This window comes from Seonamhaeicola sp. S2-3 (assembly GCF_001971785.1).
In the GTDB taxonomy this organism is placed as follows: domain Bacteria; phylum Bacteroidota; class Bacteroidia; order Flavobacteriales; family Flavobacteriaceae; genus Seonamhaeicola.
In genome coordinates this window covers 2542209-2566329 of sequence record NZ_CP019389.1, presented here as the reverse complement: position 1 = coordinate 2566329, position 24121 = coordinate 2542209, and the positions used below count along the sequence as shown (strand labels likewise).

Sequence of the window (24121 nt, the reverse complement as noted above, 5' to 3'; positions counted from 1 at the left end):
TTACATGATAAAACGTATTACAAACCTATTAACAAACTACTTATCAATTAGTTGCACAGTAATCTTTTTTGTTTCTTGCAGAAATAACAACAACATTAGTAGAGACCATTTAGTTTTTAGGTATAATGAATACGCTAACATTAATACTTTAGACCCTGCTTTTTCAAGAACACTGCAAGACAACTCTATAAACAACCAACTATACAATGGTTTAGTGCAATTAGACGATGCTTTGAACATAAAGCCTTGTATTGCAAAATCTTGGTCTATTTCTGATGATGCTACTACTTACACCTTTATTTTACGTAACGATGTTTATTTTCACAAGCACCCACTTTTTGGTAAAGACTCTACTAGAACCGTTATTGCAAAAGATTTTGAATATAGTTTAAACCGGTTAAGAGATAAAAAAATAGCAGCTCCAGGAAGTTGGGTTTTAAACAAAGTAAAAGGCTTTAAAGCTATAAACGATACTATTTTTAAAATTGAATTAAAACAACCTTTTCCTGCTTTTATTGGTTTACTTACTATGAAATATTGCTCTGTAGTACCCAAAGAAATTGTTGAGCATTACGGCATTGATTTTAGAGCAAACCCAATTGGCACAGGGCCTTTTAAATTTAAAAGATGGGAAGAAAACATTAAACTAGTTCTTAGAAAAAATGAGCTTTATTTTGAAAAAGATTCATTAGGAAACCAATTACCTTATTTAGAAGCCATTGCCCTAACTTTTCTACCTGACAAACAGAGTGAATTTTTACAATTTGCACAAGGTAATATAGATTTTATTTCTGGTTTAGATGCTTCTTATAAAGACGAACTTTTAACAGCTGATGGGAAACTTAGAGATAAATATGCTAATAGTGTAAATATGATTAGAGGTCCTTACTTAAACACCGAATATCTTGGGTTTTACTTAGATTCAAAAACTCCCGAAATACAATCTAAGCTTATTAGAAAAGCCATTAATTACGGTTTTAACCGAAAAAAAATGATGCTTTATTTAAACAATGGTGTTGGTAATCCTGCTAATGGAGGATTTATTCCTATTGGGTTAGCGGGCTACAACCCCTCTAACGGCTATACTTACAACCCAAAAAAAGCAAAACAACTTATTGACCAATTTAAAGAAGAAAGTGGCATAAAAAACCCAGAAATCACATTGGTAACCACTAGTAATTATTTAAGTTTTTGTGAGTTTATACAAAGAGAATTAGAAAAAGCAGGATTAACCATTAATGTTGATGTGATGCCCGAAGCTTCTTTACGAAGTGCCCGCTCTAACGGAAAAGTTGATATGTTTAGAAGTTCTTGGATTGCCGATTATTTAGATGCCGAAAACTACCTTTCTATTTTTTACAGCAAAAATTTTGCTCCTAATGGTTCTAATTACTTTCATTTTAACAATAAAACGGTTGATAGCTTATATAACAAAGCCTTTACTATTACTAATATTGATGAGCGTAAACAGCTATACAAAACTATAGATTCTATAGCCATGGACCACGCTATTATGGTGCCTTTATACTATGACGAAGTAATACGTTTTACCAGAAAAAACATAAAAGGTTTAGGTATAAACCCTATTAATTTATTGGATTTAAGACGGGTTAGCAAACATTAATCTTCTTCTACTTTTTTGCCAATATCTTGAATTTCATCTTTAACAATTACAACAGATTTTTTCCATTTGGTTTCTAGTATTGTGTAAAAACCCCAAACGGCTAGTAACCCCGCAGGAATACCTAATAAACTCCAACCAAAACTATTATCCCAGTCAATACCCCAATCAAACAAAGTATCTAAAATTCCTAATACAAACCCTAAAACTAAAGCGGTTACATAATACACTACTACACTTAAAATAGCATATAACCATTTTTTTTGGTTGTACTCTGTTGCTAAATCATAAAATCTTTTTCCAATAAAATAGATAAGTAATAACCCTAACATAAACTTTAATCCTTTATAATAATTAACAGACGTTTTATTGCGTTAGGGATTGCAGCAAGTTACCGTGTAACGCGGAAAGCCCGACCCGATAGGGTAACGCCCAAAAAACTAATCTCTTCGGTATTTTTTTGTTTCTTGAAAAACGTGTTCTAATATTTGTTTGTCTTGTTCTGTAAATTCTTCATTACGTCTTGCCATTACCACTTTGGCTACTTCAAATACTTTTTTTGTTAAATATGTTGTAAAACCAGCACTACCGCCCCAACTAAAACTTGGAATAAAATTTCTTGGGAAACCGCTACCAAACACATTGGCACTAACACCAACCACCGTACCAGTGTTAAACATAGTGTTGATACCTGCTTTACTATGATCTCCCATTAATAGGCCACAGAATTGTTTACCGGTTTTCATAAAACTTTCTGTTTGGTAGTCCCACAATCTAACTTCGGCATAATTATTTTTTAAATTAGATGTATTGGTATCTGCCCCTAAATTGCACCATTCTCCTAAAACGGAATTTCCTAAAAACCCGTCATGTCCTTTACTGGAGTAACCAAAAATAACTGCATTATCTACCTCACCTCCAATTTTACTATGCGGACCAATGGTTGTAGAACCGTAAATTTTTGCTCCCATTTTTACAATAGCATTTTCACACAAAGCAAAAGGGCCTCTTATCATGGCACCTTCCATAATCTCTGTATTTTTTCCTATATAAATTGGTCCTTTTTCGGCATTTAAAGAACACAATGGTAGTTTAGCCCCAGGTTCTATAAAAATATTTTCTGAATGAAAGGCTACTGTAGTTTCTGGTATGGGTTGAGACGTTCTGTCTTTAGTAATTAAATTAAAATCTTCTTGAATGGCTTCGCTATTTTTAGAAAAAATGTCCCAAGTATTTTCAATCTTTAAACAATCATCTTCAAATTCTAATGCTTGGTAGGTATCAAAATTGATAGCTTCTTCACCTTCTTTTGCATAAAAAGCTATAACATCTTCTCCTTTAAAAATAGCTTGATTTTCTTTTAAACCCTTCACCATTTCAACTAATTCTAGATTAGGAAGGTATGATGCATTTATCATTATATTAGTTTCCATTTCAACCATTGGAAATTTATCTGATAAATAATCTTCTGTTATTGTGGTTGTGGTGGTGTCTAGATAAGTTTCCCATTTTTCTCTAATGGTTAAAATACCTATTCTAATATCGGCTACAGGTCTTGTATAAGTAAATGGTAATAAATTATTCCGATAGGGGCCATCAAAAAGGATATAATTCATAGCAATTTAAAAGTTAAAGGTTAGGTTAAAAGCATAATACTTTATTATAGCTTAATTGCTGTTTCGTAGCCAAATGTATGTTAAAAGCATAAAATAAAAAAGCCTTTCTGTAATAGAAAGGCTCAATGGTATAATATATTCGTTAAGTTTACTTTTTAAACTTAGCGTATTTGTTTTTAAACTTATCAATACGTCCTGCCGTATCAACTAATTTAGATTTACCAGTATAGTATGGGTGCGATGTTCTTGAAATCTCCATTTTTACAAGTGGATACTCAACACCATCAACTTCAATAGTCTCATTTGTATCTGCGGTAGACTTTGTTAAAAACACATCATCGTTAGACATATCTTTAAACGCTACTATTCTATAATTTTCTGGATGTATACCTTTTTTCATCGCTTTACGCTTTAAATCTTTAATTTTTCGAGGTGCAAATTTAAGTATTCTTTACAAATAAACAATACTTTTTTGTTAATTTTTATTTCTGTTTTTTGTGTAACTATTTGGTATCTTTGAATACTAACTGTACAACTAACATTTTAAACAAAAATACATAATGGAAAAATCTTTTAAATCTATAGCTAAAGAATATGGATTATATTTAGGAGCGGCTTTAACTCTATGGACTGTGATTGCTTATGTCATAAACCTAGAATTATTGGTTAATTTCTGGATGAATCTGTTAATTATTCCTGTAGCAATTATTGCTTTTGGAGTGGTATCAACAGCTAAGTCAAAAGGAATCTTAGGAGGTTACATGAGTTTTAAAGAGGCTTTTACTTCTTATTTTATTACGGTAGCTATAGGAATTGTAATCAGTTTTGTGGTAAGTTTCATACTATTCAATGTTATAGACCCAGAGGCAGCCAATACCTTAAAAGAAATTACGACTGAAAAAACCATATCTATGATGGAAAATTTTGGTGCACCAGCTGAAAAAATAGCAGAACAAGTTGAAGCTATAGAAAATCAGAACATATTTTCATTAAAAACTCAATTATTACAAATTGCTCAGAGCTTAGTCTTTTTCACAATAATTGGCTTAATAGTTGCTCTAATAATGAAGAAAAATAAACCCGAGACAGAATAAATTCTGTATTTTTGGAGCTATCAATTTTTTTGAAATATCTTAAATGAACATATCTGTAGTTATACCACTACTTAACGAACAAGAGTCTTTAAAAGAATTACATGATTGGATTGCCAATGTTATGCAATCCAATCATTTTTCTTATGAAATTATTTTTATAGATGATGGTAGTACGGATAATTCTTGGCAAACTATTAAAAAACTTGCTTCTGAAAACAAAGCTGTAAAAGGGATTAGATTTTTAAAAAACTTTGGAAAATCTCAAGCTTTACATGCTGGTTTTGATAAAGCTGTAGGTAATGTTGTTATTACTATGGATGCCGATTTGCAGGATAGCCCCGAAGAAATTCCAGAACTATATAATATGATTGTTAATGATGATTATGATTTAGTTTCTGGATGGAAAAAAAAGCGATACGACTCTGTAATTACAAAAAACTTACCCTCTAAATTATTTAACTGGGCTGCAAGAAAAACCTCTGGTGTTAAACTACATGATTTTAACTGTGGTTTAAAAGCATATAAACTTGATGTTGTAAAAAACATTGATGTTAATGGTGAAATGCACCGTTACATTCCTGTACTTTCAAAAAATGCTGGATTCACAAAAATTGGTGAAAAAGTTGTTCAGCATCAAGCTAGAAAATATGGTGTTACCAAATTTGGTATGGATCGCTTTATTCATGGTTTTTTAGATTTAATAACCATTTGGTTCTTATCGCGTTTTGGTAAACGCCCCATGCATCTATTTGGTGCTTTAGGTGTTATTATGTTTATAATTGGTTTTGGTTTTGCCTTTTATTTAGGCATAGACAAATTATTTTTAAACCCAACAGGAAGACTCATAACCCAGCGTCCGCAATTTTTTATTGCCCTAACCACAATGATTATTGGTACACAGTTTTTTGTTGCTGGCTTTTTAGGCGAAATTATTTTACGCTCCAAACAAGGCAAAAAACGATATACTGTTAAAGATAATTTGAATTTATAGATTTTTTAAAACCACCTTTTAGGTATAGCTTTATAACATTTTTAAACATAATTTTCAATCTATTTAATTACTTTTGTACTATAATTTTATAACTAAGCTATGATTCACATTGAGCCAAAAATTTTAGACAGAATAAACACTTGGTTAACCCCAACTTTTGATGAAGACACACAACAAATCATAAAAGAAAGTATAGCCAACAACCCTAAAGACATTCAAGAAAGTTTTTATAAAGACCTAGAATTTGGAACAGGTGGTATGCGTGGTATAATGGGCGTAGGCACCAACAGAATTAACAAATACACCTTAGGAAAAAGCACACAAGGTTTAAGTAATTATTTAAAAGAATCTTTCCCTGGTGAAAAACTTAAAACTGTTATTGCTTATGATTGCAGACACAACAGTAAAACATTAGCTAAAGTTGTTGCCGATGTTTTTTCTGCTAACGGTATTGAAGTGTATTTATTTGAAGATTTACGTCCTACCCCAGAGTTATCATTTGCTGTAAGACATTTAAATTGCCATTGTGGAATAGTGTTAACAGCTTCTCACAATCCACCAGAATATAATGGTTATAAAGTTTATTGGCAAGATGGCGGACAATTAGTTCCTCCTCATGATGCCGCAGTTATTGATACTATTAACAAATTAGATTATGCCGATATTAAATTTAAGGCTAACGATAGTTTAATTAACTATGTAAGTGACACAATAGATAACGTATTTATAGAGGCCTCTGTTAAAAACGGAAGCTTAGGCTTATCTCAAGAAGCAAAAGACAATTTAACTATTGTATTTACCTCGCTTCACGGAACTTCTATTACAGCAGTTCCAGAAACTTTAAAACGTGCTGGCTATAAAAATGTTCATATTGTAAAAGAGCAAGAAGTACCTAATGGCGATTTCCCTACCGTAGCTTCTCCAAACCCAGAAGAACCTGCAGCATTAAAAATGGCTTTAGAATTAGCCGATATAGTTAATGCCGACATTGTTATTGGAACAGACCCAGACTGCGACAGATTGGGAGTAGCGGTTAGAAATCGTAAAAACGAACTTGTACTTTTAAACGGTAATCAAACCATGGTTATGATGACCGATATTCTTTTAAAATTATGGAAAAATGAAGGCAAAATTACAGGTAAAGAATTTATAGCATCAACCATTGTATCTACCCCAATGTTAAGCAAAATGGCGAAAGCCTACGGTGTAGAAAGCAAAATAGTTTTAACAGGCTTTAAATGGATAGCTAAGTTAATTAAAGATTACCCAGAATTAAACTTTATTGGTGGTGGCGAAGAAAGCTTTGGATTTATGGTTGGCGATTTTGTTAGAGACAAAGATGCCGTAACCTCTACCCTTTTAGCCATAGAAATTGCTGCCAACGCAAAAGCCAACGGAAGCTCTGTCTATGAAGAACTTATAAAACTTTATGTAGAACATGGTTTCTACAAAGAAAAATTAGTATCATTAACTAAAAAAGGAATTGAAGGTGCCCAGGAAATTAAACAAATGATGATTGATGCTAGAAAAAATCCTTTAACCCAAGTTAACGGATCTAAAGTTGTAAAAGTTGAAGACTATCAATTATCAATTGCTAAAAATATGATTACTGGCGAAGAAACAGCAATAGATATTCCAAAATCTAACGTATTAATTTATTACACAGAAGATGGAAGCAAAATAGCGCTTAGACCTAGTGGAACAGAGCCAAAAATAAAATTTTATGTTAGTGCAAATACCAAACTAAATTCAGTTTCTGATTTTGAAGTAACCGAAAAAGCACTGGACTCTAAAATTGATTCCATACTTAAAGACATGAATCTCATTTAATGAATAACTTTTTTAATATATTAAGGTACGCCAAACCTTATAAACGTTTTGCAATAGGACACATTATTTCTAATGTGTTTTTTGCTTTATTTGGTACCCTTTCGTTTGTAGCACTAAAGCCTATGCTTGATGTTATTTTCGAAAAAAACATAGATCCTTGCACCGGAGAACCTATCATTTCTAATCCAACAAAACCTATTTACACAGGTATATGGGAAATAGGAGACTTTTTTGGAGACTTAATAGCCTACGAAATGCATGTTTTTACCGGAGGAGATAAATCTAAAGCATTAATTTTTGTTATATTCTTAATTGTAATAGCCTTTTTACTCAAAAATATTTCTGGTTATTTAGCCAACTATTTTATGGTGTTTTTAAGAAATGGTGTCATAAGAGATATAAGAAACACTGTTTACAAAAAGATATTAGATTTACCCTTATCATATTTTTCTGAAAAAAGAAAAGGCGATATTATGTCTCGTGTAACTGGCGATGTTAATGACCTACAATATTCAATGCTACCCGTTCTTGAACTTATTGTTAGAGAACCTTTAACCATAATTTTCTCTTTAGTAGCTATGCTAATTATAAGTACAAAACTTACTTTGTTTGTATTTATTTTTATCCCTATTGTAGGATTTACTATTTCAAAAATTGGTAAAAGTTTAAAACGAAAATCAGATCGTGTTCAAAAAGAGCAAGGTCTTTTCTTATCTACTTTAGAAGAAACCTTAGGTGGCCTAAGAATCATTAAAGGATTTAATGTTGAAAAAATTTTTAACAACAAATTTAAAGACTCAACTCAACGATTTTATAATTTTTCTAATAAACTTTTAATTCGTCAAAGTTTAGCTTCTCCAACAAGCGAGTTTTTGGGTATTTGCATGATTGCAGTCATTTTGTGGTACGGTGGTAATCTTATTTTAAGTGACGATTCTGACTCTTTTTTAACAGGAAGTAAATTTCTGGTTTATATTGGTTTAGCATATAACATACTTACACCAGCTAAAGCATTTTCAAGAGGGTTAGTTAATGTTAAAAAAGGAGGATCTGCTGCAGAACGTATTCAAGAAATTCTTGACGGAGATACTCCTTTAAAAGACAAACCTAATGCCATAACAAAAACAGATTTTAACTCTCAAATTGAGTTTAAAAATATATCGTTTAAATACGATGATGAATATGTTTTAAAAGATTTTTCTTTAACTATTCCTAAAGGAAAAACTGTAGCATTAGTAGGACAATCGGGAAGCGGAAAATCTACATTAGCAAACTTAATAACAAGGTTTTACGATGTAAATAAAGGCAGCATTTTAATTGATGGCGAAGACATTAAAAACCTAACTATGGCTTCATTACGGAAACAGTTAGGTATTGTTACACAAGATGCTATTTTGTTTAACGACAGTATAAAAAACAACCTAAAATTAGGAAAAGAAGATGCTACCGATGAAGAAATAATTAATGCTCTTAAAGTAGCTAACGCCTGGGAGTTTGTAAAAGAGTTACCAAATACTATTGAAACAAATATTGGCGACTCTGGCAACAAATTATCTGGAGGTCAAAAACAAAGACTAAGCATTGCGCGAGCTGTACTTAAAAGTCCTCCTATCATGGTTTTAGACGAGGCTACTTCTGCCCTAGACACAGAAAGTGAACGCTTAGTTCAGGTAGCACTAGAAAACATGATGAAAAATAGAACATCTATTGTTATTGCACACCGCCTATCAACTATTCAAAATGCCGATGAAATTGTTGTTTTAAACAAAGGTGAAATAGTAGAACAAGGAAAACATAACCAACTAATTGCCAAAAATGGTACCTATAAAAAACTAGTTGACATGCAAAGCTTAGATTAAGTAAATACACATTATAAAAATAAAAAAGGATAGAGATTTGGGCTTCTATCCTTTTTTTTATTCATTGATAGACTTGGGGACGACTATCAACACAAGTAGGTTTCTGATACAAACATATAACAAATAGAAATACACCGCAAGAAAAAAATGTATTTTGTCGTTTTTTAATGCATTTCATCGATTATTTTATGTGCAATAAATTGATTATCAATTATTTAAAATTTAAGAAAAATTAAAACAATTATAGCTTAAACTTTTACTATATTTAGTAGTCTAAAGTTTAAATTTTGTTTGTGCAAAACGAAGAAGAATTATTAAAACAACTACAATCTAGCACCCATAAAGAACAAGCTTTTAGAGCGTTAATAACGCAGTATAAAGAGCGTCTTTATTGGCATATCCGTAATATTGTTAAGTCTCATGATGATACTGACGATGTATTACAAAACACCTTTATTAAAGTTTATAAAAATATTAATAACTTTAAGGGAGATAGCAAGTTATACTCTTGGATGTACAGAATAGCAACTAACGAGTCTATTACATTTATTAATAAAAATGCTAAAAGATTACAAATTAGTAATGAGGAGGCTCAACAACTAGCAATAAATAATTTAAAATCAGATACTTATTTTGAAGGTGATGAGATTCAATTAAAATTGCAAGAAGCCATAGCCACACTACCAGAAAAGCAGCAATTAGTTTTTAATATGAAATATTTTCAAGACTTAAAATACAAGGAAATATCAGAGATTTTAGAAACTTCCGAAGGCGCTTTAAAAGCATCTTATCACATTGCAGTAAAAAAAATTGAAACCTATTTAACTAAAGATTAAACCTTTATAAAGTTTATTAGTCTTACATATAAGATGAAAAAGAATAAAATACATAATATAAAAGAAAACGGTTTTAAAACTCCTGAAGGGTATTTTAATTCACTTGAAAATAATATTATGAGTGGGTTAAAATTAAAAGAACTTGCAACCAAGCCAGGTTTTAATACTCCAAACAATTATTTTGACGCCCTAGAAAACAACATTCTAGATAAAGTATCAGAAGAAAAAGCTCCTAAAGTAATTCAATTATTTAGCAGAAAAAATATTATTTACGCATCTAGTATTGCCGCTGCAATTTTATTGCTGTTTAATCTTTCAATTTTTGAAAACAAGCCTTCTTTTGATAACTTAGACAATGAAACAGTAGAAAATTATATTTTAAACGAAAATATTGAAACCTATGAAATAGCCTCTTTATTGTCTGATGATGAATTAACAGAAGAGAATTTTTTAGAGTTTAATTTTGAAGAAGAAACTGTAGAAAACTACATTCTAGACAATATAGAATTAGAAGATTTATATTAACAGAAAAAGAATTAAAATGAAAAAGTATATACTCCCAATCTTAATCTTTTTATTTTCATTAAATGTTACCGCACAAAAAGACCGCAATAAAATACATGCGCTTAAAGTATCATTTATAACAGAACAATTAGACTTAACAGAACAAGAAGCTCAAAAATTTTGGCCAGTTTATAATGACCACAATAAAAAAATGTCCAATCTTAAATACCAAGAAATGAGAGCTTTAAGAAAAGAATTAAAAAGCAATATTGAAACTTTAACCGAAGAGAAAGCGTTAGAATTTCTTAAAAAAATAAATAGTATAGAATTAAAGGAACATAAATACAAACAAGAATACGCAGCAAAATTAAAAACAATATTATCTGCAAAAAAAATAATTAAACTTAGAGTTGCTGAAGAAGATTTTAAAAGAAAAATGCTAGAACGATGGAAATATCACAAAAACAACCATAGACAATAAATAAAAAGCAAGTCGTCTAAGAAGTAATTACTTATATTTACATAATCAAAAGGTCTGTTATGTTAATACCCAATCTAATATAATAAGTTCACCTTATTATTTAGAACAAATAAAATACAAGTAGTAAACACCTTTTGCTCATAAAGCTCAATTAATTTACTATACGCAAATTTCTTACCATCCTTTAATTCTTGTATAAATTTTTCTTCTTCCAAAAAAAGCAAGTTTAAACCGCTAAAATAGTTAAAATTAATACACTAATTAACCTTACCTTTGCCCCAGATTAGGTAAAAAAAATGAGATTACACAGAAATTTATGCTTTGCAGTTATTGATGGTTTAACTTCTATTTTTAACGAAGGAAATTATGCCGATAAAGTTATTCAACAACTTTTAAAAAGAGATAAACGCTGGGGAAGCAGAGACCGCGCTTTTGTTGCAGAAACCACATATGACATAGTACGTTGGAAACGATTATATGCTGAAATTGCTGAAGTTAAAGAACCTTTTGATAGAGATAATCTTTGGCGCATGTTTGCCGTTTGGGCAACCCTGAAAGGTATAAAACTACCCGATTGGAAATATTTTGAAAACACCCCAACAAGAAAAATCAAAGGACGTTTTGATGAACTTTCTAAAATAAGAGTTTTTAGAGAATCTATCCCAGATTGGATGGATGCCATTGGTTTTGAAGAGTTAGGTGAAGAAAAATGGTCCAAAGAAATTGCTGCTCAAAATCAACAAGCCAATGTTATTTTAAGAGTAAATACGCTTAAAACTACTAAAGAACAATTACAAAACGAATTGTTTAACCAAAACATTGAAACCGAATTTATTAAAGGCTACCCTTCTGCTTTAAAGTTAAAAGAACGCGCTAATGTTTTTGTAACCGATGCTTTTAAAAAGGGATTTTTTGAAGTACAAGATGCCTCATCGCAATTAGTTGCTGAAATGCTTGATGTAAAACCCGGTATGAAAGTAGTAGACACCTGTGCTGGCGCTGGCGGTAAAACCTTGCACTTAGCTTCTTTAATGGAAAATAAAGGACAAATTATTGCCATGGATATTTACGAAAGTAAACTCAAAAAATTAAAAATTAGAGCCAGACGTAACGGTGTACATAACATAGATTTAAAAGTTCTAGACTCAACTAAACCCATTAAAAAACTTTACAATAAAGCAGACCGTGTTTTAATAGATGCTCCTTGTTCTGGCTTAGGCGTTTTAAGAAGAAATCCCGATGCCAAATGGAAATTAGAACCAGAATTTATTGATAGAATTAGAGGGGTACAGCAGGAGGTTTTACAAAAATATTCTAAAATGGTTAAACCTGGCGGAAAACTGGTTTACGCTACCTGCTCTGTTTTGCCTTCTGAAAACGAAAAACAAGTTAACACCTTTTTAACCACAGATTTAGGAAAAGAGTTTAACTTTGTAAAAGACAAAAAAGTGCTAGCTCACCAATCTGGTTATGATGGCTTTTATATGGCTTTATTAGAAAAAAAATAATTTATGAAACACCTTTACCTTTTTTCTTTACTACTTTCTTTTTTCAGTTTTTCGCAAATACCATCAAATTACTATGATAGTGCAGATGGTTTATCTGGTTACGCGCTTAAAACAGAATTAAAAAACATTGTTACCAATGGACACACATGGGATTCTAATGCTAGTACAGCCTATGACAATTTATATACAGCATATTTAACAACCCATACAGATAATTATTATGAGAATGATGGAACTGTACTAGATTTTTATTCTGAAAACCCTACCGCTAGTGCTACAAATAATGACTCTTATAATTATACTCATGGAGATAGACAATGTGGTTCCTATAATTCTGAAAATGATTGTTATAATAGAGAGCATTTATTCCCTCAAGGCTTTTTTGATGAACAACTTCCTATGATAGCAGATGTGCATCATGTAATTCCTACCGATGGTTATGTAAACAATAGAAGAAGTAACTATCCTTTTGGTGAGGTAAGTAACGCAACGTGGACGTCCAATAATGGTTCAAAAGTAGGCCCAAATACTTTTGGAAGTTATTCAGGAACTGTTTTTGAGCCTATAGATGAATTTAAAGGCGATATTGCAAGAGCTTTATTATATTTTGCCGTTAGATACGAAGATAACTGGGACGATTCGGGATGGAGTGATCCTGAAACCACAAACAATCCTCTTAATGGAACAAGCAATCAATTCTATGAAGATTGGTACATAGACCTCCTCCTAGATTGGCATGCAAATGACCCCGTGGTACAAGCTGAAATTGATAGAAATAACGCTGCCTATAACTTTCAGGGAAATGCCAATCCTTTTGTAGATTATCCTGAATTTGCAGAAATGATTTGGAACTCAGCGGCAGATAATGAGGCTCCTTCAGCTCCTACTAATTTGGTAGCTTCAAATCCAACAGATAATAGCATAGACTTAAGTTGGAATGCTTCTAGTGACAATATTGGTGTTACCTCATATGATATCTATATAGATGGTTTAAATTCATTTAATACCTCTAACACCTATTTTACCATAACAGGACTAACTTCAAATACTAATTATTGTTTTACAATAAAAGCAAAAGATGCTGCTAATAATGTATCTAATTTTAGCAATCAAGATTGTGAAACAACTACTAACAATGGCTCTAGTGGAGGTACAGATTGCCTTACCGAATCTTTTGCTAATATCACTACTGGTTCTAGCTCTTATTCAATTAGAAATTGGACAGGAGATGATGGTGGTTCTTGGTCTGCAACCGATGCAAGAACAGATCAATCTATAAATGGTAGCGAAGCTATAACCATTAGAAACGGTTCTCTTTCAACACCAACTGTTAGCGGAGGAATAGGTAATCTAACTGTAACTACATTAAGAGTTTTTAGTGGTAGCAGTGGTACATTTAATCTTAAAGTAAATGGTAATATAGTTGGCACAATTGCGTATAGTGATACTGAACAAACTATTACCATACCAAATATTAATGTATCAGGTGATGTCTCGATTATTATAGATGGTAATTCTGTTAGCAGCAACCGTGTAATTTTTGATGACTTATCTTGGACTTGTTACACCTCTTTAAGTACAGAATCCAATGAGTTAATCAGCCTTAAGATGCATCCTAATCCTATAAAAGGGAATAGACTATATTTTGAAACAAACAAGGATTTAGATATTAAAATCTATGATATTCTTGGAAAACTCATAATTGACAAATCTGTGATTTCTAATAATAACTTTATAGATGTATCTAATATAAAAAAAGGAATATATTTAGTTAGAATATCAAACAATAATCAAAGTATCACTAAAAAGTTAATTAAACAGTAAAAGTTCAATATTTTCTATATAATTTCTATAAAAAGACCATTTTAAAAATGGTCTTTTTTATTTTTACAATATGCTAAGTCAAGATTTCAAAACACATATTGAAGACCAAATTTCAGAAAAAATACAAACTATAAAACCAGTTTCGGGTGGCGATATTTCTGAAGCTTATGTTATCACAACCAAAAGCCAAAACTACTTTATAAAAATCAATACTTCTGATAAACTTTCTATGTTTAAAGAAGAAGTCAATGGACTTAAAGCCATTGCTAATACCAAAACTATTGCTACCCCAAAAATTTATCAATACGGAACTTTTAACAATAAATCGTTTGTATTAATGGCGTGGATTGATACCAAAACACCCACAAGTAAAGATTTAAAAACTTTAGGAACACAACTGGCTAACCTTCACAAATCAACGGCTACTCATTTTGGTTTTAAAAATGACAATTTTATAGGAAGCCTCCCGCAATCAAACAAAAAGCATCAAAATTGGACTAATTTTTATGTTGAAGAACGCCTGCAACCTCAACTTAAATTAGCAAAAAGTAAACAATTATTAAATCCAGCAGAAATCCCATCTACTAATCAATTAAAAAACATCTTAAAACCACTTTTTACAGACGTTAAACCATCACTTTTACATGGCGATTTATGGAGTGGTAATTATATTATTGCCTCTAACGGAACGCCATATTTAATAGATCCTGCCGTTTATTACGGACATAACGAAGTTGACATAGCCATGACCAAACTTTTTGGTGGCTTTTCTAATGATTTTTACAATGCGTATTTTAAAATATTTCCTGCAAATTCAAACACAAATCAAAGAATTGAAATCTATCAACTTTACTATTTATTGGTTCATTTAAATCTATTTGGCAGTAGTTATTACGGTTCTGTAAAAAGCATTCTTAAAAAACACTTTTAACCAATGTTAAAATAGTTGTTAATAACGCTAAAGGTTTTCTAAATAATTAAGCTTCAAATTGCTTTAAAAAAATGTATTTTTGCTCTTTCTTTTAAACGTACAAATAAATTACAATGATTCATTTCTTTGGAAACACAAATAGCAAAGTTTTTGCTGTTCAAACTACAGAAGAATTATCTACTGAAACCATTTCAAAATTAACATGGTTATTTGGCAACCAGCCTAAAATAGAGCAAGCATCAATCGATGCTTTTTTTGTTGGTCCACGTGCTGCCATGATAACACCATGGAGTACCAATGCTGTTGAAATTACCCAAAACATGGGGATTGAAGGTATTATTAGAATTGAGGAATTCCATGCCGTTTCAGAAGATTTTAAAGATTACGATCCTATGATTTCAGAGAAATTTAACGGATTAAATCAAGAATCATTCACTATAAACATTCAACCCAAACCCATTTTAAATATTGAAGACATAGCGGCTTATAACCAGCAGGAAGGCTTATCGTTAAGCGATGAAGAAGTGGCGTATTTAGAAGGCGTTTCAAAGAAAATTGGGCGTCCGCTTACAGATTCTGAAGTATTTGGTTTTTCACAAGTGAATAGTGAACATTGTCGCCATAAAATTTTCAATGGAACATTTATCATTGATGGCAAAGAAAAACCAACCTCATTATTCAAACTAATTAAAAAAACATCCGAAGCAAATCCAAACGATATTGTTTCGGCTTATAAAGATAATGTAGCGTTTATTAAAGGCCCTGTGGTAGAACAGTTTGCTCCCAAACGAGCTGACATTCCTGATTTTTATACAACTAAAGAATTCGAATCGGTTATATCATTAAAAGCAGAAACACACAATTTCCCAACAACTGTAGAGCCTTTTAATGGTGCTGCAACAGGTTCTGGTGGTGAAATTAGAGATAGACTTGCCGGCGGAAAAGGTTCTATTCCTTTAGCAGGAACTGCGGTGTATATGACCTCTTATTCTAGATTAGAAGAAAATCGCCCTTGGGAAAAAGCCTTCCCAGAACGCAATTGGCTATACCAAACGCCAATGGATATTTTAATAAAAGCATCAAATGGTGCTTCTGACTTCGGAAATAAATTTGGGCAACCACTTATCTGTGGCTCGGTTTTAACGTTTGAGCATGACGAGAATAATGACGTCATTGCGAACGAAGTGAAGCAATCTGCTTCTTCAAACAACGAGGTTACTTCGTCGCAAGCGCCTCGTAATAACCTGAGAAAACTAGGTTTCGACAAAGTTATCATGCTTGCTGGAGGTATTGGTTACGGCAAAAAAGACCAAGCTTTAAAAGACACGCCAAAAACAGGTGATAAAATTGTAATTCTAGGTGGCGAAAATTACCGTATTGGTATGGGTGGTGCCGCCGTTTCTAGTGCCGATACTGGCGAGTTTGCTTCTGGTATTGAGTTAAATGCGGTACAACGTTCAAACCCCGAAATGCAAAAACGTGCTGCCAACGCGGTTCGTGGCATGGTTGAAAGTGAAGAAAACCACATTGTTTCTATTCACGACCATGGTGCTGGAGGGCATTTAAATTGCCTTTCGGAATTAGTTGAAGATACTGGTGGAAAAATTGATTTAGATGCGCTTCCTGTTGGAGACCCTACCCTTTCTGATAAAGAGATTATTGGTAATGAATCTCAAGAGCGTATGGGATTGGTTATTTCTGATAAGCATATTGATATACTACATAAAATAGCCGACAGAGAACGTTCGCCAATGTACACTGTTGGTGATGTTACAGGTGATGACAGGTTTACATTTCAATCTAAAACCAAAGGTAATACACCAATGGATTTAGCCATGGAAGATATGTTTGGAAGCTCTCCTAAAACGATTATGACCGATAAAACCGTTGAGAGAAACTACGCCGATGTTAGTTATAATTCTGATGAATTTTACACTTACTTAGACCAAGTTTTACAACTAGAAGCCGTGGCTTGTAAAGATTGGTTAACAAATAAAGTAGACCGTTGTGTTGGTGGAAAAGTAGCGAAACAACAATGTGTTGGTCCGTTACAAATTCCTTTAAATAACGTTGGTGTTATGGCACTAGATTATAAAGGAAAAGAAGGCATTGCTACTTCTATTGGGCACTCTCCTGTTTCTGCATTAATAGACCCTGTGGCCGGTAGTAGAAACTCGATTACCGAAGCCTTAACCAACATAATTTGGGCTCCTTTAAAAGACGGATTAAAAAACATTTCATTGTCTGCCAACTGGATGTGGCCTTGTAAAAATGAAGGTGAAGATGCTCGTTTATATGAAGCAGTTGAAGCTGTATCAGAATTTTCAATAGATTTAGGCATCAACGTTCCTACCGGAAAGGATTCGCTTTCAATGAAACAAAAATACCCTGATGGTGATGTAATATCTCCAGGAACCGTGATTATTTCTGCTGGTGCTAATTGTAATGATATCAATAAAGTTGTAGAACCCGTTTTAAAGAAAAATGGTGGTAACATTTATTACATCAATATTTCACAAGATGCGTTTAAATTAGGAGGAAGTTCGTTTGCTCAAATTGTAAACAAAATTGGAAATGAAGCGCCTACAGTAAAATCTGCAAACTATGTTAAAACGGTTTTCAATACCATTCAAGATTTAATTAGAAATGAACAAATTGTTGCAGGACATGATGTGGCTTCTGGTGGTTTAATTACTACGTTATTAGAAATGTGTTTTGCAGATAATAATTTAGGTGCAGAATTAGATGTAACCGCCTTAAATGAAAAAGATTCATTAAAATTATTATTTGCTGAAAATGCTGGTATTGTTATTCAAGCCAAAGACAAGTCTATTGAAACAGTATTAAACAACGCAGGTATTTCATTTTACAATATTGGAAAAGTAACCAACAGCGACACTTTAAGTGTTATTAATGGTTCCGAAGTATTCACTATGACTATTTCTAGATTAAGAGATGTATGGTACAAGACCTCTTATTTATTAGATCAAAAACAAACCGCAAACAATTTGGCTGAAGCACGCTTTAATAATTATAAAAATCAGCCACTTCAATATAAATTTCCTAAACATTTTACAGGAAAATTACCTGAGTCAGGACAAAAAAGACCAAAAGCCGCTATTTTACGAGAAAAAGGAAGCAACTCAGAACGCGAAATGGCAAATGCAATGTATTTAGCTGGCTTTGATGTGAAAGATGTACATATGACCGATTTAATTTCGGGCAGAGAAACTCTTGAAGACATTCAGTTTTTAGGTGCTGTAGGTGGCTTTAGTAATTCAGATGTTTTAGGTTCTGCAAAAGGTTGGGCAGGAGCCATAAAATATAATGAAAAGGCTAACAAAGCCATTCAAAATTTCTTTAAAAGAGAAGATACACTTTCTGTTGGAATTTGTAACGGTTGTCAGTTATTTATGGAATTGGAAGAGATAAATCCAGACCATGAAATTCACGGTAAAATGCATCATAACGACTCTCAAAAACACGAAAGTTCTTTTACTTCTGTGAAAATTCAAGAAAACAACTCAGTGATGCTATCTACATTAGCTGGTAGCACCTTAGGTGTTTGGATTTCTCATGGAGAAGGTAAATTTAGCTTACCGTATTCTGAAGATAAATATCATATAGTAGCTAAATATGGGTATGCTGAATATCCGCATAACCCCAATGGTTCAGACTTTAATACGGCCATGATGTGTGACAAAACAGGGCGTCATTTAGTTACTATGCCACATATTGAACGTTCTACTTTCCAATGGAATTGGGCATATTACCCAGACGGACGTAAAGACGAAGTATCTCCTTGGCTAGAAGCTTTTGTGAATGCTAGAAAGTGGATTGAGAATAAATAGTTATTTATTTTAAGTAAATTAGTAGAGAAAATTACCCCAAATGAAACAATTTTCACTCGTATTTTATCTACTATTTTTTTCATTTGTAAATGCACAAGAGACCAATTTACAAACGCTAGTAAATGAATTAAAAACCCAAATACATTCAGAAGGCAATCAGGCTAAAAAGTTAGTACTTCTAGACAGTTTAACAGCGGTTATTAGAGATAAACCCAATTTGAGTTATGACTCTATAGCGCGCACTACTATAGACTTTGCAATAAAGCTAGACTCTTTTAATCTGGCAGCTTACAACACTACAAATCTAATTAACTATCACAATAATATTTTAGGAAAACCAAAAATAGGTCTTGATATTTATAATACGTATTTTAAAACTCTAAAAAATAATATAACCAATAGAAACTTAGCAAGTTTGTATATAGATTCTGGCGATAGTTTTTACTTTACCAAACAAGTAGATTCGGCTATGGCTCATTACAACAAAGCCATTACTTATGCCGAAAAAGCCAAGAACCATCGTATTAAAGGATTTGCTGTTTTGTATAAAGGCTATGCCTACTCCGACGAAGGAAAATTTGCGCTCGCATCGCAAACCTTAAAACAAGCCTCAGAAATTTTTATTCAGGTAAAGGACACCTTTAATATTATTGCTGCCAAAAACGCATTGGCCATACTGTATAGCTCCAATGGTTTTATAGATGAAGCACAACAAGAACGCAAAGAAACTATCAAATTAGCTACCAAAACCAACAGTTACGGGCAGCTTATTTCGTTGTATGTTAACGAAGCCAATGATTTAAAAAAGCAAGGCTTAGAAATGCAACGTATTGAAAATCTTCACAAAGCTGTTGCTGTAAATAAAAAATCGAATTTTTTCAATTATTTTAACCCTATTCTATTAAGTGAATTAACTATTGCTTATGCCGAAAACGATAGTTTAGAAAAAGCCAAATCCTATTTAAAAGAAGTTGAAAAAGACAAGCAAAACACAGAAGGTATTCATAAAGCTATATATTATAAAGCTATAAAAAAAGTAGCCTTTGCTGAGCAAGATTACAATAAAGCAAAGAGACTTGGTATTGAACATTTAAACATTATTTCTGAAAGCAACGATATTGAAGGCAAAATATTAGCTCAAAAATTCTTAGCTGAAGTTTATGAAAAGTTAAATAAACCCAATAAGGCGCTTAGCTTTTACAAAACCTCAAAAAAGATTGAAGATTCTATACAATCAGTACAAAAAACAAAAGCACTGGCCTATTACCAAACACTTTATGAAACCGCCAAACGCGATAAAAAGATAGAAGAACAAAACAGTAAAATTGCACTTCTTGACGAGCAAAACAAACGAAAAAGACAAACGTTATGGTTTGGTGGTTTGGCGCTATTGGCATTATTTAGCATTATCTTTTTATGGAATTCGCGACGGTTTTCCCAAAAAAAAGCACAACTACAAGAAGTATTTTCGCAAGATTTAATTAGAAACATAGAAACCGAGCGCAAGCGTATTTCAAGCGAATTGCACGATAGTGTTGGCCAGAGTTTACTACTTATAAAAAACAAAGTGTTGCTAAACGACATGCAAAGCCAAGACACAAAAATTATAGACGACACCATTAATGAAGTAAGAAATATATCACAAAGTCTTCATCCTTTTCAGTTTGAAAAATTAGGCTTGTTGGCTTCAATCAAAAATACAATTAAAAATTTCCAGAAGCATTCCGATATTTTCTATTCTGAAACTATAAACGTTGAAAACATAGAAATTTCAAAAGACAAAGAAATTTTTGTTTTTAGAATGTTGCAAGAATGTTTAAACAATGTTGAAAAACACTCGCAAGCAAAAGCCTGTAATATTACAATTGAAGACAGTAACACTTCTGTTTTATTTCAAGTAAAAGATAACGGAATTGGTTTTGATGTTTCAGAAAGTAGTGAAATTTTAAATAGTTTAGGCTTAAAAACACTTAAAGAACGTGCCCAAATTATTGGTGCTCAATTAAGCATAGATTCTACAAAAGGAAAAGGCACAACTGTACAAATAAAGGTTTTAAAACACTAAAAACAATGCCCACAACTATTATACTTGCAGACGACCATCCGCTTATACTTAATGGCACAAAAGCGTTTTTAGAAAAAAAATGGTTTAAAATTTTAGACACCGCTACCGATGGCAATACCGCTTATAACAAAATTTTAAAGCACCAACCAGATATAGCTATTTTAGATTTTGATATGCCTATTCTTAACGGATTGGAAGTGGCGCAAGAACTAAAACGCAACCTTATTCCTATACGAGTTGTTCTTTTAACCCTTCATAAGCAAGAAACCTTACTAAACGAGGTTGGTCACACTATACATGGTTATTTAACTAAAGACAGTGCTTTAGAAGAACTAGAAGATTGCTTAAATCACATCACTAAAAACAACACTTATATTGGCAAAAAATTAAAAAACAACATTCATTTTAATAGCGATACCAATACAGCAATAGATGTCTTAACAGCTACAGAACTAAAAATACTTAAATATTTAAACAAAAACCTTAGTAGTACACAAATTGCCGAAGCTCTATTTATCTCTAAACGTACGGTAGAAAAGCACAGAAGTAACATTATAAAAAAGCTAAAAATAGATTCTTCCAACCAAAATGCTCTTTTTATTTGGCTTAAGCAACACCCTAATCTTTTTAATACGTAAACCTACGTATTGCTTTTCATAACAAGGTATTATAGTTTTAAAACATTAAAACTACAGCTAACTATTATCTCAAAACACAAATACTATTTACCTATTAATTATTGGGTTGTTGATGTCTTTTATATAAGCCTAAGCAATAATGACCATTATCAATTACAACCCGATGGGTTTAGCTATATTTTATATTCTGAAGAAAACAAAATAGCCTACCACAAACCGTTTGTTAGTCCTTTAGAATTAAAATCCTCCCAATTTGTAGTTAAATGCAGACCAACATACATAAGCTATTTACAACAAAATAATATAGATATAAAAGCGAATAACCATAATGAATTTTTAACTCAATTTAATACACCCAAACTTAAAAACTTTGAACCTTCAGTATTAGATTATATTATTTTTCATCTGCACTTTTTAAATGAAAAAAACTCGCTAAACCAACTCTGTAAACGCTATCAATGTAATTCCCTAAAAATTGAAAAACAATTTAAATGCATCATTGGACTTTCTTTTATTCAATATCAAAACACACTTATTAAATTACGTAGACCTACGTATAGTTCATATCCGTTAGCTTTAATAATTTTATTTTTTTTAAAAACTTAACCTTTATATTATGTTCAACTTATTAATTAAGAATGATTATTACTATTCCTTTTTATTGTACTATGGCGCAGATGGTAATATGCATGATCGCATTATTAATCGTCATGATAAAAATACTATATCTGGATTAACAAATGCGTATATGAATATACCAGGTATTGGTGCTGTAAACTTTACTTATTTAGGTGAAGACAGACTGCCTGGTTGCGAAACTTTTCCTATAGAAAAATATGGCGTTCTAATTCGTGTCCATACTTCAGAAGTTTGTTATCGTTTTGATAACCAAGGTGATTTAGAGCTTACTGTAAGCAAATATGGAGGTTGTTCTTTGCAAAGTAAAAATGGTACTCTTGTTCAAGTAGACCTAAGTGAATTAATTATTAACCCTTCTTAAAATATTACAATTATGGAACCCTTTATAGGACAAATTCAGGCATTTGCATTTCATTTTGCTCCAAGAGGTTGGGCAGAATGTAATGGACAATTACTTTCTATTACAGATAACCCAGCTTTATTTTCTTTGTTAGGCAATACTTATGGTGGCGATGGTCAAACTACCTTTGCATTACCAGATTTAAGAAATCGCTCTTTAGTAGGTGTAAGTGCTAATATAGCGCAAGGAAATTATGGAGGACAAGAAAGTATCAAGCTTAAAGTAGAAAATTTACCTTCTCATAGTCACAAATCAACATTAAAAGTAAATTCTAAAAATGCTACTTTAGAAAAAGCAGAAGTAGATGCCTCAATAGCTACTGTTGGGACTGGAGGTGCCAGAGATTTTTCAGCTGTTAAAAGTTATAACATTGATACTCCAGATATTTCTTTAAATTCTGAATCTATTGAAATAAATAATACGGGAGACGGAGTTGCCTTTAATAATAGAAACCCTTATTTAGGAATTAAATACTGCATTGCCTTACAAGGTATTTACCCTTCTAGAAACTAACCCCAACTATTAAAAAAAATTAAATTATGAAATTAACACTACAAATTCTATCTGTATTACTAACACTGTTTAATGTTTTTTCTTCTCATTCTCAAAGCACAGAAACTTTTGAAGATGAAGTTGTTGAATCAAATACATTTACAGATAACGGCTTAACCTTTAATATATCAAGCAATAATAATGATGAAACCTATGATATATACAATTGCAGTGATTGTGGTTGGAATGGAAGCACTGTAGATGATCAGTTTATAGACAATACAGGCGGTCTTAATGGTCCAGGAAACGGAACAAATCTTATTGTAAAAACCAATGATGGTACAGATATTAAAGTGTCTAGTTTTTATGTGTTTTGTTCTAATGTATCATTACAAAACTTTAGCTCTGGATATTTAACCATTGAAGGTAAAAAAGATAATAATACTGTTTTTACAATCACCAAAAACTCAGGGTTCTCTAATGTAGATATTTTTTCTCCTAACAATGGATTTACATTTATAGATCTTTCTACAGAAGGTGGCGTAGATTATTCTAATACTCCCATTGATGAGTTGGTGTTTACAGGTACCCAACAATTAGATTATATTAGTTTAGATGCTTTCGTATGGGACTATGCTACTCCTCCTTTATCATCTGATAATATAACCAATTTAAACAATAGTTTTAAAGTTTATCAAGATGCCAACCATGACATCTTAAATATTAAAACAGAAATAAAAGAGTATAGTTATGTTTTATATAATATACAAGGACAAGTTTTGCTCAAAAACAAAAACAATACATCAAATACTATTAATGTATCTAAACTGTCGCCAGGAACATATATATTAAAAATATTAAGCGAGAACAAATCTCATACTGTAAAAATTGCTATAAAATAGTTTATATTTTTAGAAGTTAAAATAAATATTTTGACCTCT

General features: G+C 31.9%; 21 protein-coding genes. 18 read left to right on the top strand and 3 right to left on the bottom strand.

What is annotated here, in order from left to right; all coding sequences use genetic code 11:
- Positions 1 to 4 precede the first annotated feature (4 nt).
- On the top strand, positions 5 to 1624 hold the full coding sequence (locus BWZ22_RS11115) for an ABC transporter substrate-binding protein (RefSeq protein ID WP_076700038.1): 1620 nt from the start codon (positions 5 to 7) through the stop codon (positions 1622 to 1624).
- On the opposite strand, the gene BWZ22_RS11110 is transcribed toward BWZ22_RS11115, so the two are convergent.
- The 3 genes from BWZ22_RS11110 to BWZ22_RS11100 all read right to left on the bottom strand — a co-directional run bounded on the left by BWZ22_RS11110 (position 1621) and on the right by BWZ22_RS11100 (position 3637).
- The gene (locus BWZ22_RS11110; RefSeq protein ID WP_076700036.1) at positions 1621 to 1953 is read right to left on the bottom strand and encodes a hypothetical protein; all 333 of its coding nucleotides are present in this window, start codon (positions 1951 to 1953) and stop codon (positions 1621 to 1623) included. The two genes, BWZ22_RS11115 and BWZ22_RS11110, sit on opposite strands and share 4 nt — an antisense overlap.
- A gap of 108 nt (positions 1954 to 2061) precedes the next feature.
- On the bottom strand, positions 2062 to 3237 hold the full coding sequence (locus BWZ22_RS11105; protein ID WP_076700035.1) for a GlmU family protein: 1176 nt from the start codon (positions 3235 to 3237) through the stop codon (positions 2062 to 2064).
- Between the two features lie 148 nt (positions 3238 to 3385).
- Positions 3386 to 3637: a type B 50S ribosomal protein L31 gene (locus tag BWZ22_RS11100; RefSeq protein ID WP_076700033.1), complete on the bottom strand. Its 252-nt coding sequence runs from the start codon at positions 3635 to 3637 to the stop codon at positions 3386 to 3388.
- Positions 3638 to 3797: 160 nt separating this feature from the next.
- On the opposite strand from BWZ22_RS11100, the gene BWZ22_RS11095 reads away from it, so the two are divergent.
- The 17 genes from BWZ22_RS11095 (at position 3798) to BWZ22_RS11015 (ending at position 24082) form a co-directional block, all read left to right on the top strand.
- Positions 3798 to 4331, top strand: a complete 534-nt coding sequence (locus BWZ22_RS11095) for a DUF4199 domain-containing protein (RefSeq protein ID WP_076700032.1) — start codon at positions 3798 to 3800, stop codon at positions 4329 to 4331.
- A gap of 43 nt (positions 4332 to 4374) precedes the next feature.
- Positions 4375 to 5322 (top strand): glycosyltransferase family 2 protein, encoded by a 948-nt coding sequence (locus BWZ22_RS11090; RefSeq protein ID WP_076700031.1) that lies wholly within the window; start codon positions 4375 to 4377, stop codon positions 5320 to 5322.
- A gap of 99 nt (positions 5323 to 5421) precedes the next feature.
- Positions 5422 to 7152, top strand: coding sequence for a phospho-sugar mutase (locus BWZ22_RS11085; RefSeq protein WP_198027603.1), 1731 nt, complete (start codon positions 5422 to 5424; stop codon positions 7150 to 7152).
- Complete coding sequence (locus BWZ22_RS11080; protein WP_076700029.1) at positions 7152 to 9011, top strand: ABC transporter ATP-binding protein; 1860 nt, start codon at positions 7152 to 7154, stop codon at positions 9009 to 9011. The genes BWZ22_RS11085 and BWZ22_RS11080 overlap by 1 nt, the downstream gene beginning before the upstream one ends.
- Positions 9012 to 9304: 293 nt before the next feature.
- Positions 9305 to 9847, top strand: coding sequence for an RNA polymerase sigma factor (locus BWZ22_RS11075; RefSeq protein ID WP_076702456.1), 543 nt, complete (start codon positions 9305 to 9307; stop codon positions 9845 to 9847).
- Positions 9848 to 9880: 33 nt separating this feature from the next.
- Positions 9881 to 10372 (top strand): hypothetical protein, encoded by a 492-nt coding sequence (locus BWZ22_RS11070; RefSeq protein WP_076700027.1) that lies wholly within the window; start codon positions 9881 to 9883, stop codon positions 10370 to 10372.
- A gap of 16 nt (positions 10373 to 10388) precedes the next feature.
- Positions 10389 to 10832 (top strand): hypothetical protein, encoded by a 444-nt coding sequence (locus BWZ22_RS11065; protein ID WP_076700026.1) that lies wholly within the window; start codon positions 10389 to 10391, stop codon positions 10830 to 10832.
- A gap of 296 nt (positions 10833 to 11128) precedes the next feature.
- Complete coding sequence (locus BWZ22_RS11060; RefSeq protein WP_076700024.1) at positions 11129 to 12340, top strand: RsmB/NOP family class I SAM-dependent RNA methyltransferase; 1212 nt, start codon at positions 11129 to 11131, stop codon at positions 12338 to 12340.
- Positions 12341 to 12343: 3 nt separating this feature from the next.
- Entirely contained in the window at positions 12344 to 14164 is a 1821-nt protein-coding gene (locus BWZ22_RS11055; protein WP_076700023.1) for an endonuclease, read from the top strand.
- A 70-nt stretch (positions 14165 to 14234) separates the two neighbouring features.
- Complete coding sequence (locus tag BWZ22_RS11050; protein ID WP_076700021.1) at positions 14235 to 15095, top strand: fructosamine kinase family protein; 861 nt, start codon at positions 14235 to 14237, stop codon at positions 15093 to 15095.
- 113 nt (positions 15096 to 15208) lie between these two features.
- Positions 15209 to 18946: a phosphoribosylformylglycinamidine synthase gene (gene purL, locus BWZ22_RS11045; protein ID WP_076700020.1), complete on the top strand. Its 3738-nt coding sequence runs from the start codon at positions 15209 to 15211 to the stop codon at positions 18944 to 18946.
- A gap of 40 nt (positions 18947 to 18986) precedes the next feature.
- Complete coding sequence (locus BWZ22_RS11040) at positions 18987 to 21011, top strand: sensor histidine kinase (RefSeq protein WP_076700018.1); 2025 nt, start codon at positions 18987 to 18989, stop codon at positions 21009 to 21011.
- A 5-nt stretch (positions 21012 to 21016) separates the two neighbouring features.
- Positions 21017 to 21649 (top strand): response regulator transcription factor, encoded by a 633-nt coding sequence (locus BWZ22_RS11035; protein ID WP_076700017.1) that lies wholly within the window; start codon positions 21017 to 21019, stop codon positions 21647 to 21649.
- Between the two features lie 9 nt (positions 21650 to 21658).
- On the top strand, positions 21659 to 22255 hold the full coding sequence (locus tag BWZ22_RS11030; protein WP_076700015.1) for a hypothetical protein: 597 nt from the start codon (positions 21659 to 21661) through the stop codon (positions 22253 to 22255).
- 79 nt (positions 22256 to 22334) lie between these two features.
- Positions 22335 to 22649, top strand: a complete 315-nt coding sequence (locus BWZ22_RS11025) for a hypothetical protein (protein WP_157607953.1) — start codon at positions 22335 to 22337, stop codon at positions 22647 to 22649.
- A 12-nt stretch (positions 22650 to 22661) separates the two neighbouring features.
- Positions 22662 to 23201, top strand: coding sequence for a phage tail protein (locus tag BWZ22_RS11020; protein WP_076700012.1), 540 nt, complete (start codon positions 22662 to 22664; stop codon positions 23199 to 23201).
- 26 nt (positions 23202 to 23227) lie between these two features.
- Positions 23228 to 24082 (top strand): T9SS type A sorting domain-containing protein, encoded by an 855-nt coding sequence (locus BWZ22_RS11015; protein ID WP_076700011.1) that lies wholly within the window; start codon positions 23228 to 23230, stop codon positions 24080 to 24082.
- Positions 24083 to 24121 lie beyond the last annotated feature (39 nt).

Coding starts and splice junctions, on each gene's coding strand:
- BWZ22_RS11115 (WP_076700038.1), top strand. CDS start 5: ATGATAAAACGTATTACAAACCTATTAACAAACTACTTATCAATTAGT.
- BWZ22_RS11110 (WP_076700036.1), bottom strand. CDS start 1,953: ATGTTAGGGTTATTACTTATCTATTTTATTGGAAAAAGATTTTATGAT.
- BWZ22_RS11105 (WP_076700035.1), bottom strand. CDS start 3,237: ATGAATTATATCCTTTTTGATGGCCCCTATCGGAATAATTTATTACCA.
- BWZ22_RS11100 (WP_076700033.1), bottom strand. CDS start 3,637: ATGAAAAAAGGTATACATCCAGAAAATTATAGAATAGTAGCGTTTAAA.
- BWZ22_RS11095 (WP_076700032.1), top strand. CDS start 3,798: ATGGAAAAATCTTTTAAATCTATAGCTAAAGAATATGGATTATATTTA.
- BWZ22_RS11090 (WP_076700031.1), top strand. CDS start 4,375: ATGAACATATCTGTAGTTATACCACTACTTAACGAACAAGAGTCTTTA.
- BWZ22_RS11085 (WP_198027603.1), top strand. CDS start 5,422: ATGATTCACATTGAGCCAAAAATTTTAGACAGAATAAACACTTGGTTA.
- BWZ22_RS11080 (WP_076700029.1), top strand. CDS start 7,152: ATGAATAACTTTTTTAATATATTAAGGTACGCCAAACCTTATAAACGT.
- BWZ22_RS11070 (WP_076700027.1), top strand. CDS start 9,881: ATGAAAAAGAATAAAATACATAATATAAAAGAAAACGGTTTTAAAACT.
- BWZ22_RS11065 (WP_076700026.1), top strand. CDS start 10,389: ATGAAAAAGTATATACTCCCAATCTTAATCTTTTTATTTTCATTAAAT.
- BWZ22_RS11060 (WP_076700024.1), top strand. CDS start 11,129: ATGAGATTACACAGAAATTTATGCTTTGCAGTTATTGATGGTTTAACT.
- BWZ22_RS11055 (WP_076700023.1), top strand. CDS start 12,344: ATGAAACACCTTTACCTTTTTTCTTTACTACTTTCTTTTTTCAGTTTT.
- BWZ22_RS11050 (WP_076700021.1), top strand. CDS start 14,235: ATGCTAAGTCAAGATTTCAAAACACATATTGAAGACCAAATTTCAGAA.
- purL (WP_076700020.1), top strand. CDS start 15,209: ATGATTCATTTCTTTGGAAACACAAATAGCAAAGTTTTTGCTGTTCAA.
- BWZ22_RS11040 (WP_076700018.1), top strand. CDS start 18,987: ATGAAACAATTTTCACTCGTATTTTATCTACTATTTTTTTCATTTGTA.
- BWZ22_RS11035 (WP_076700017.1), top strand. CDS start 21,017: ATGCCCACAACTATTATACTTGCAGACGACCATCCGCTTATACTTAAT.
- BWZ22_RS11025 (WP_157607953.1), top strand. CDS start 22,335: ATGCATGATCGCATTATTAATCGTCATGATAAAAATACTATATCTGGA.
- BWZ22_RS11020 (WP_076700012.1), top strand. CDS start 22,662: ATGGAACCCTTTATAGGACAAATTCAGGCATTTGCATTTCATTTTGCT.
- BWZ22_RS11015 (WP_076700011.1), top strand. CDS start 23,228: ATGAAATTAACACTACAAATTCTATCTGTATTACTAACACTGTTTAAT.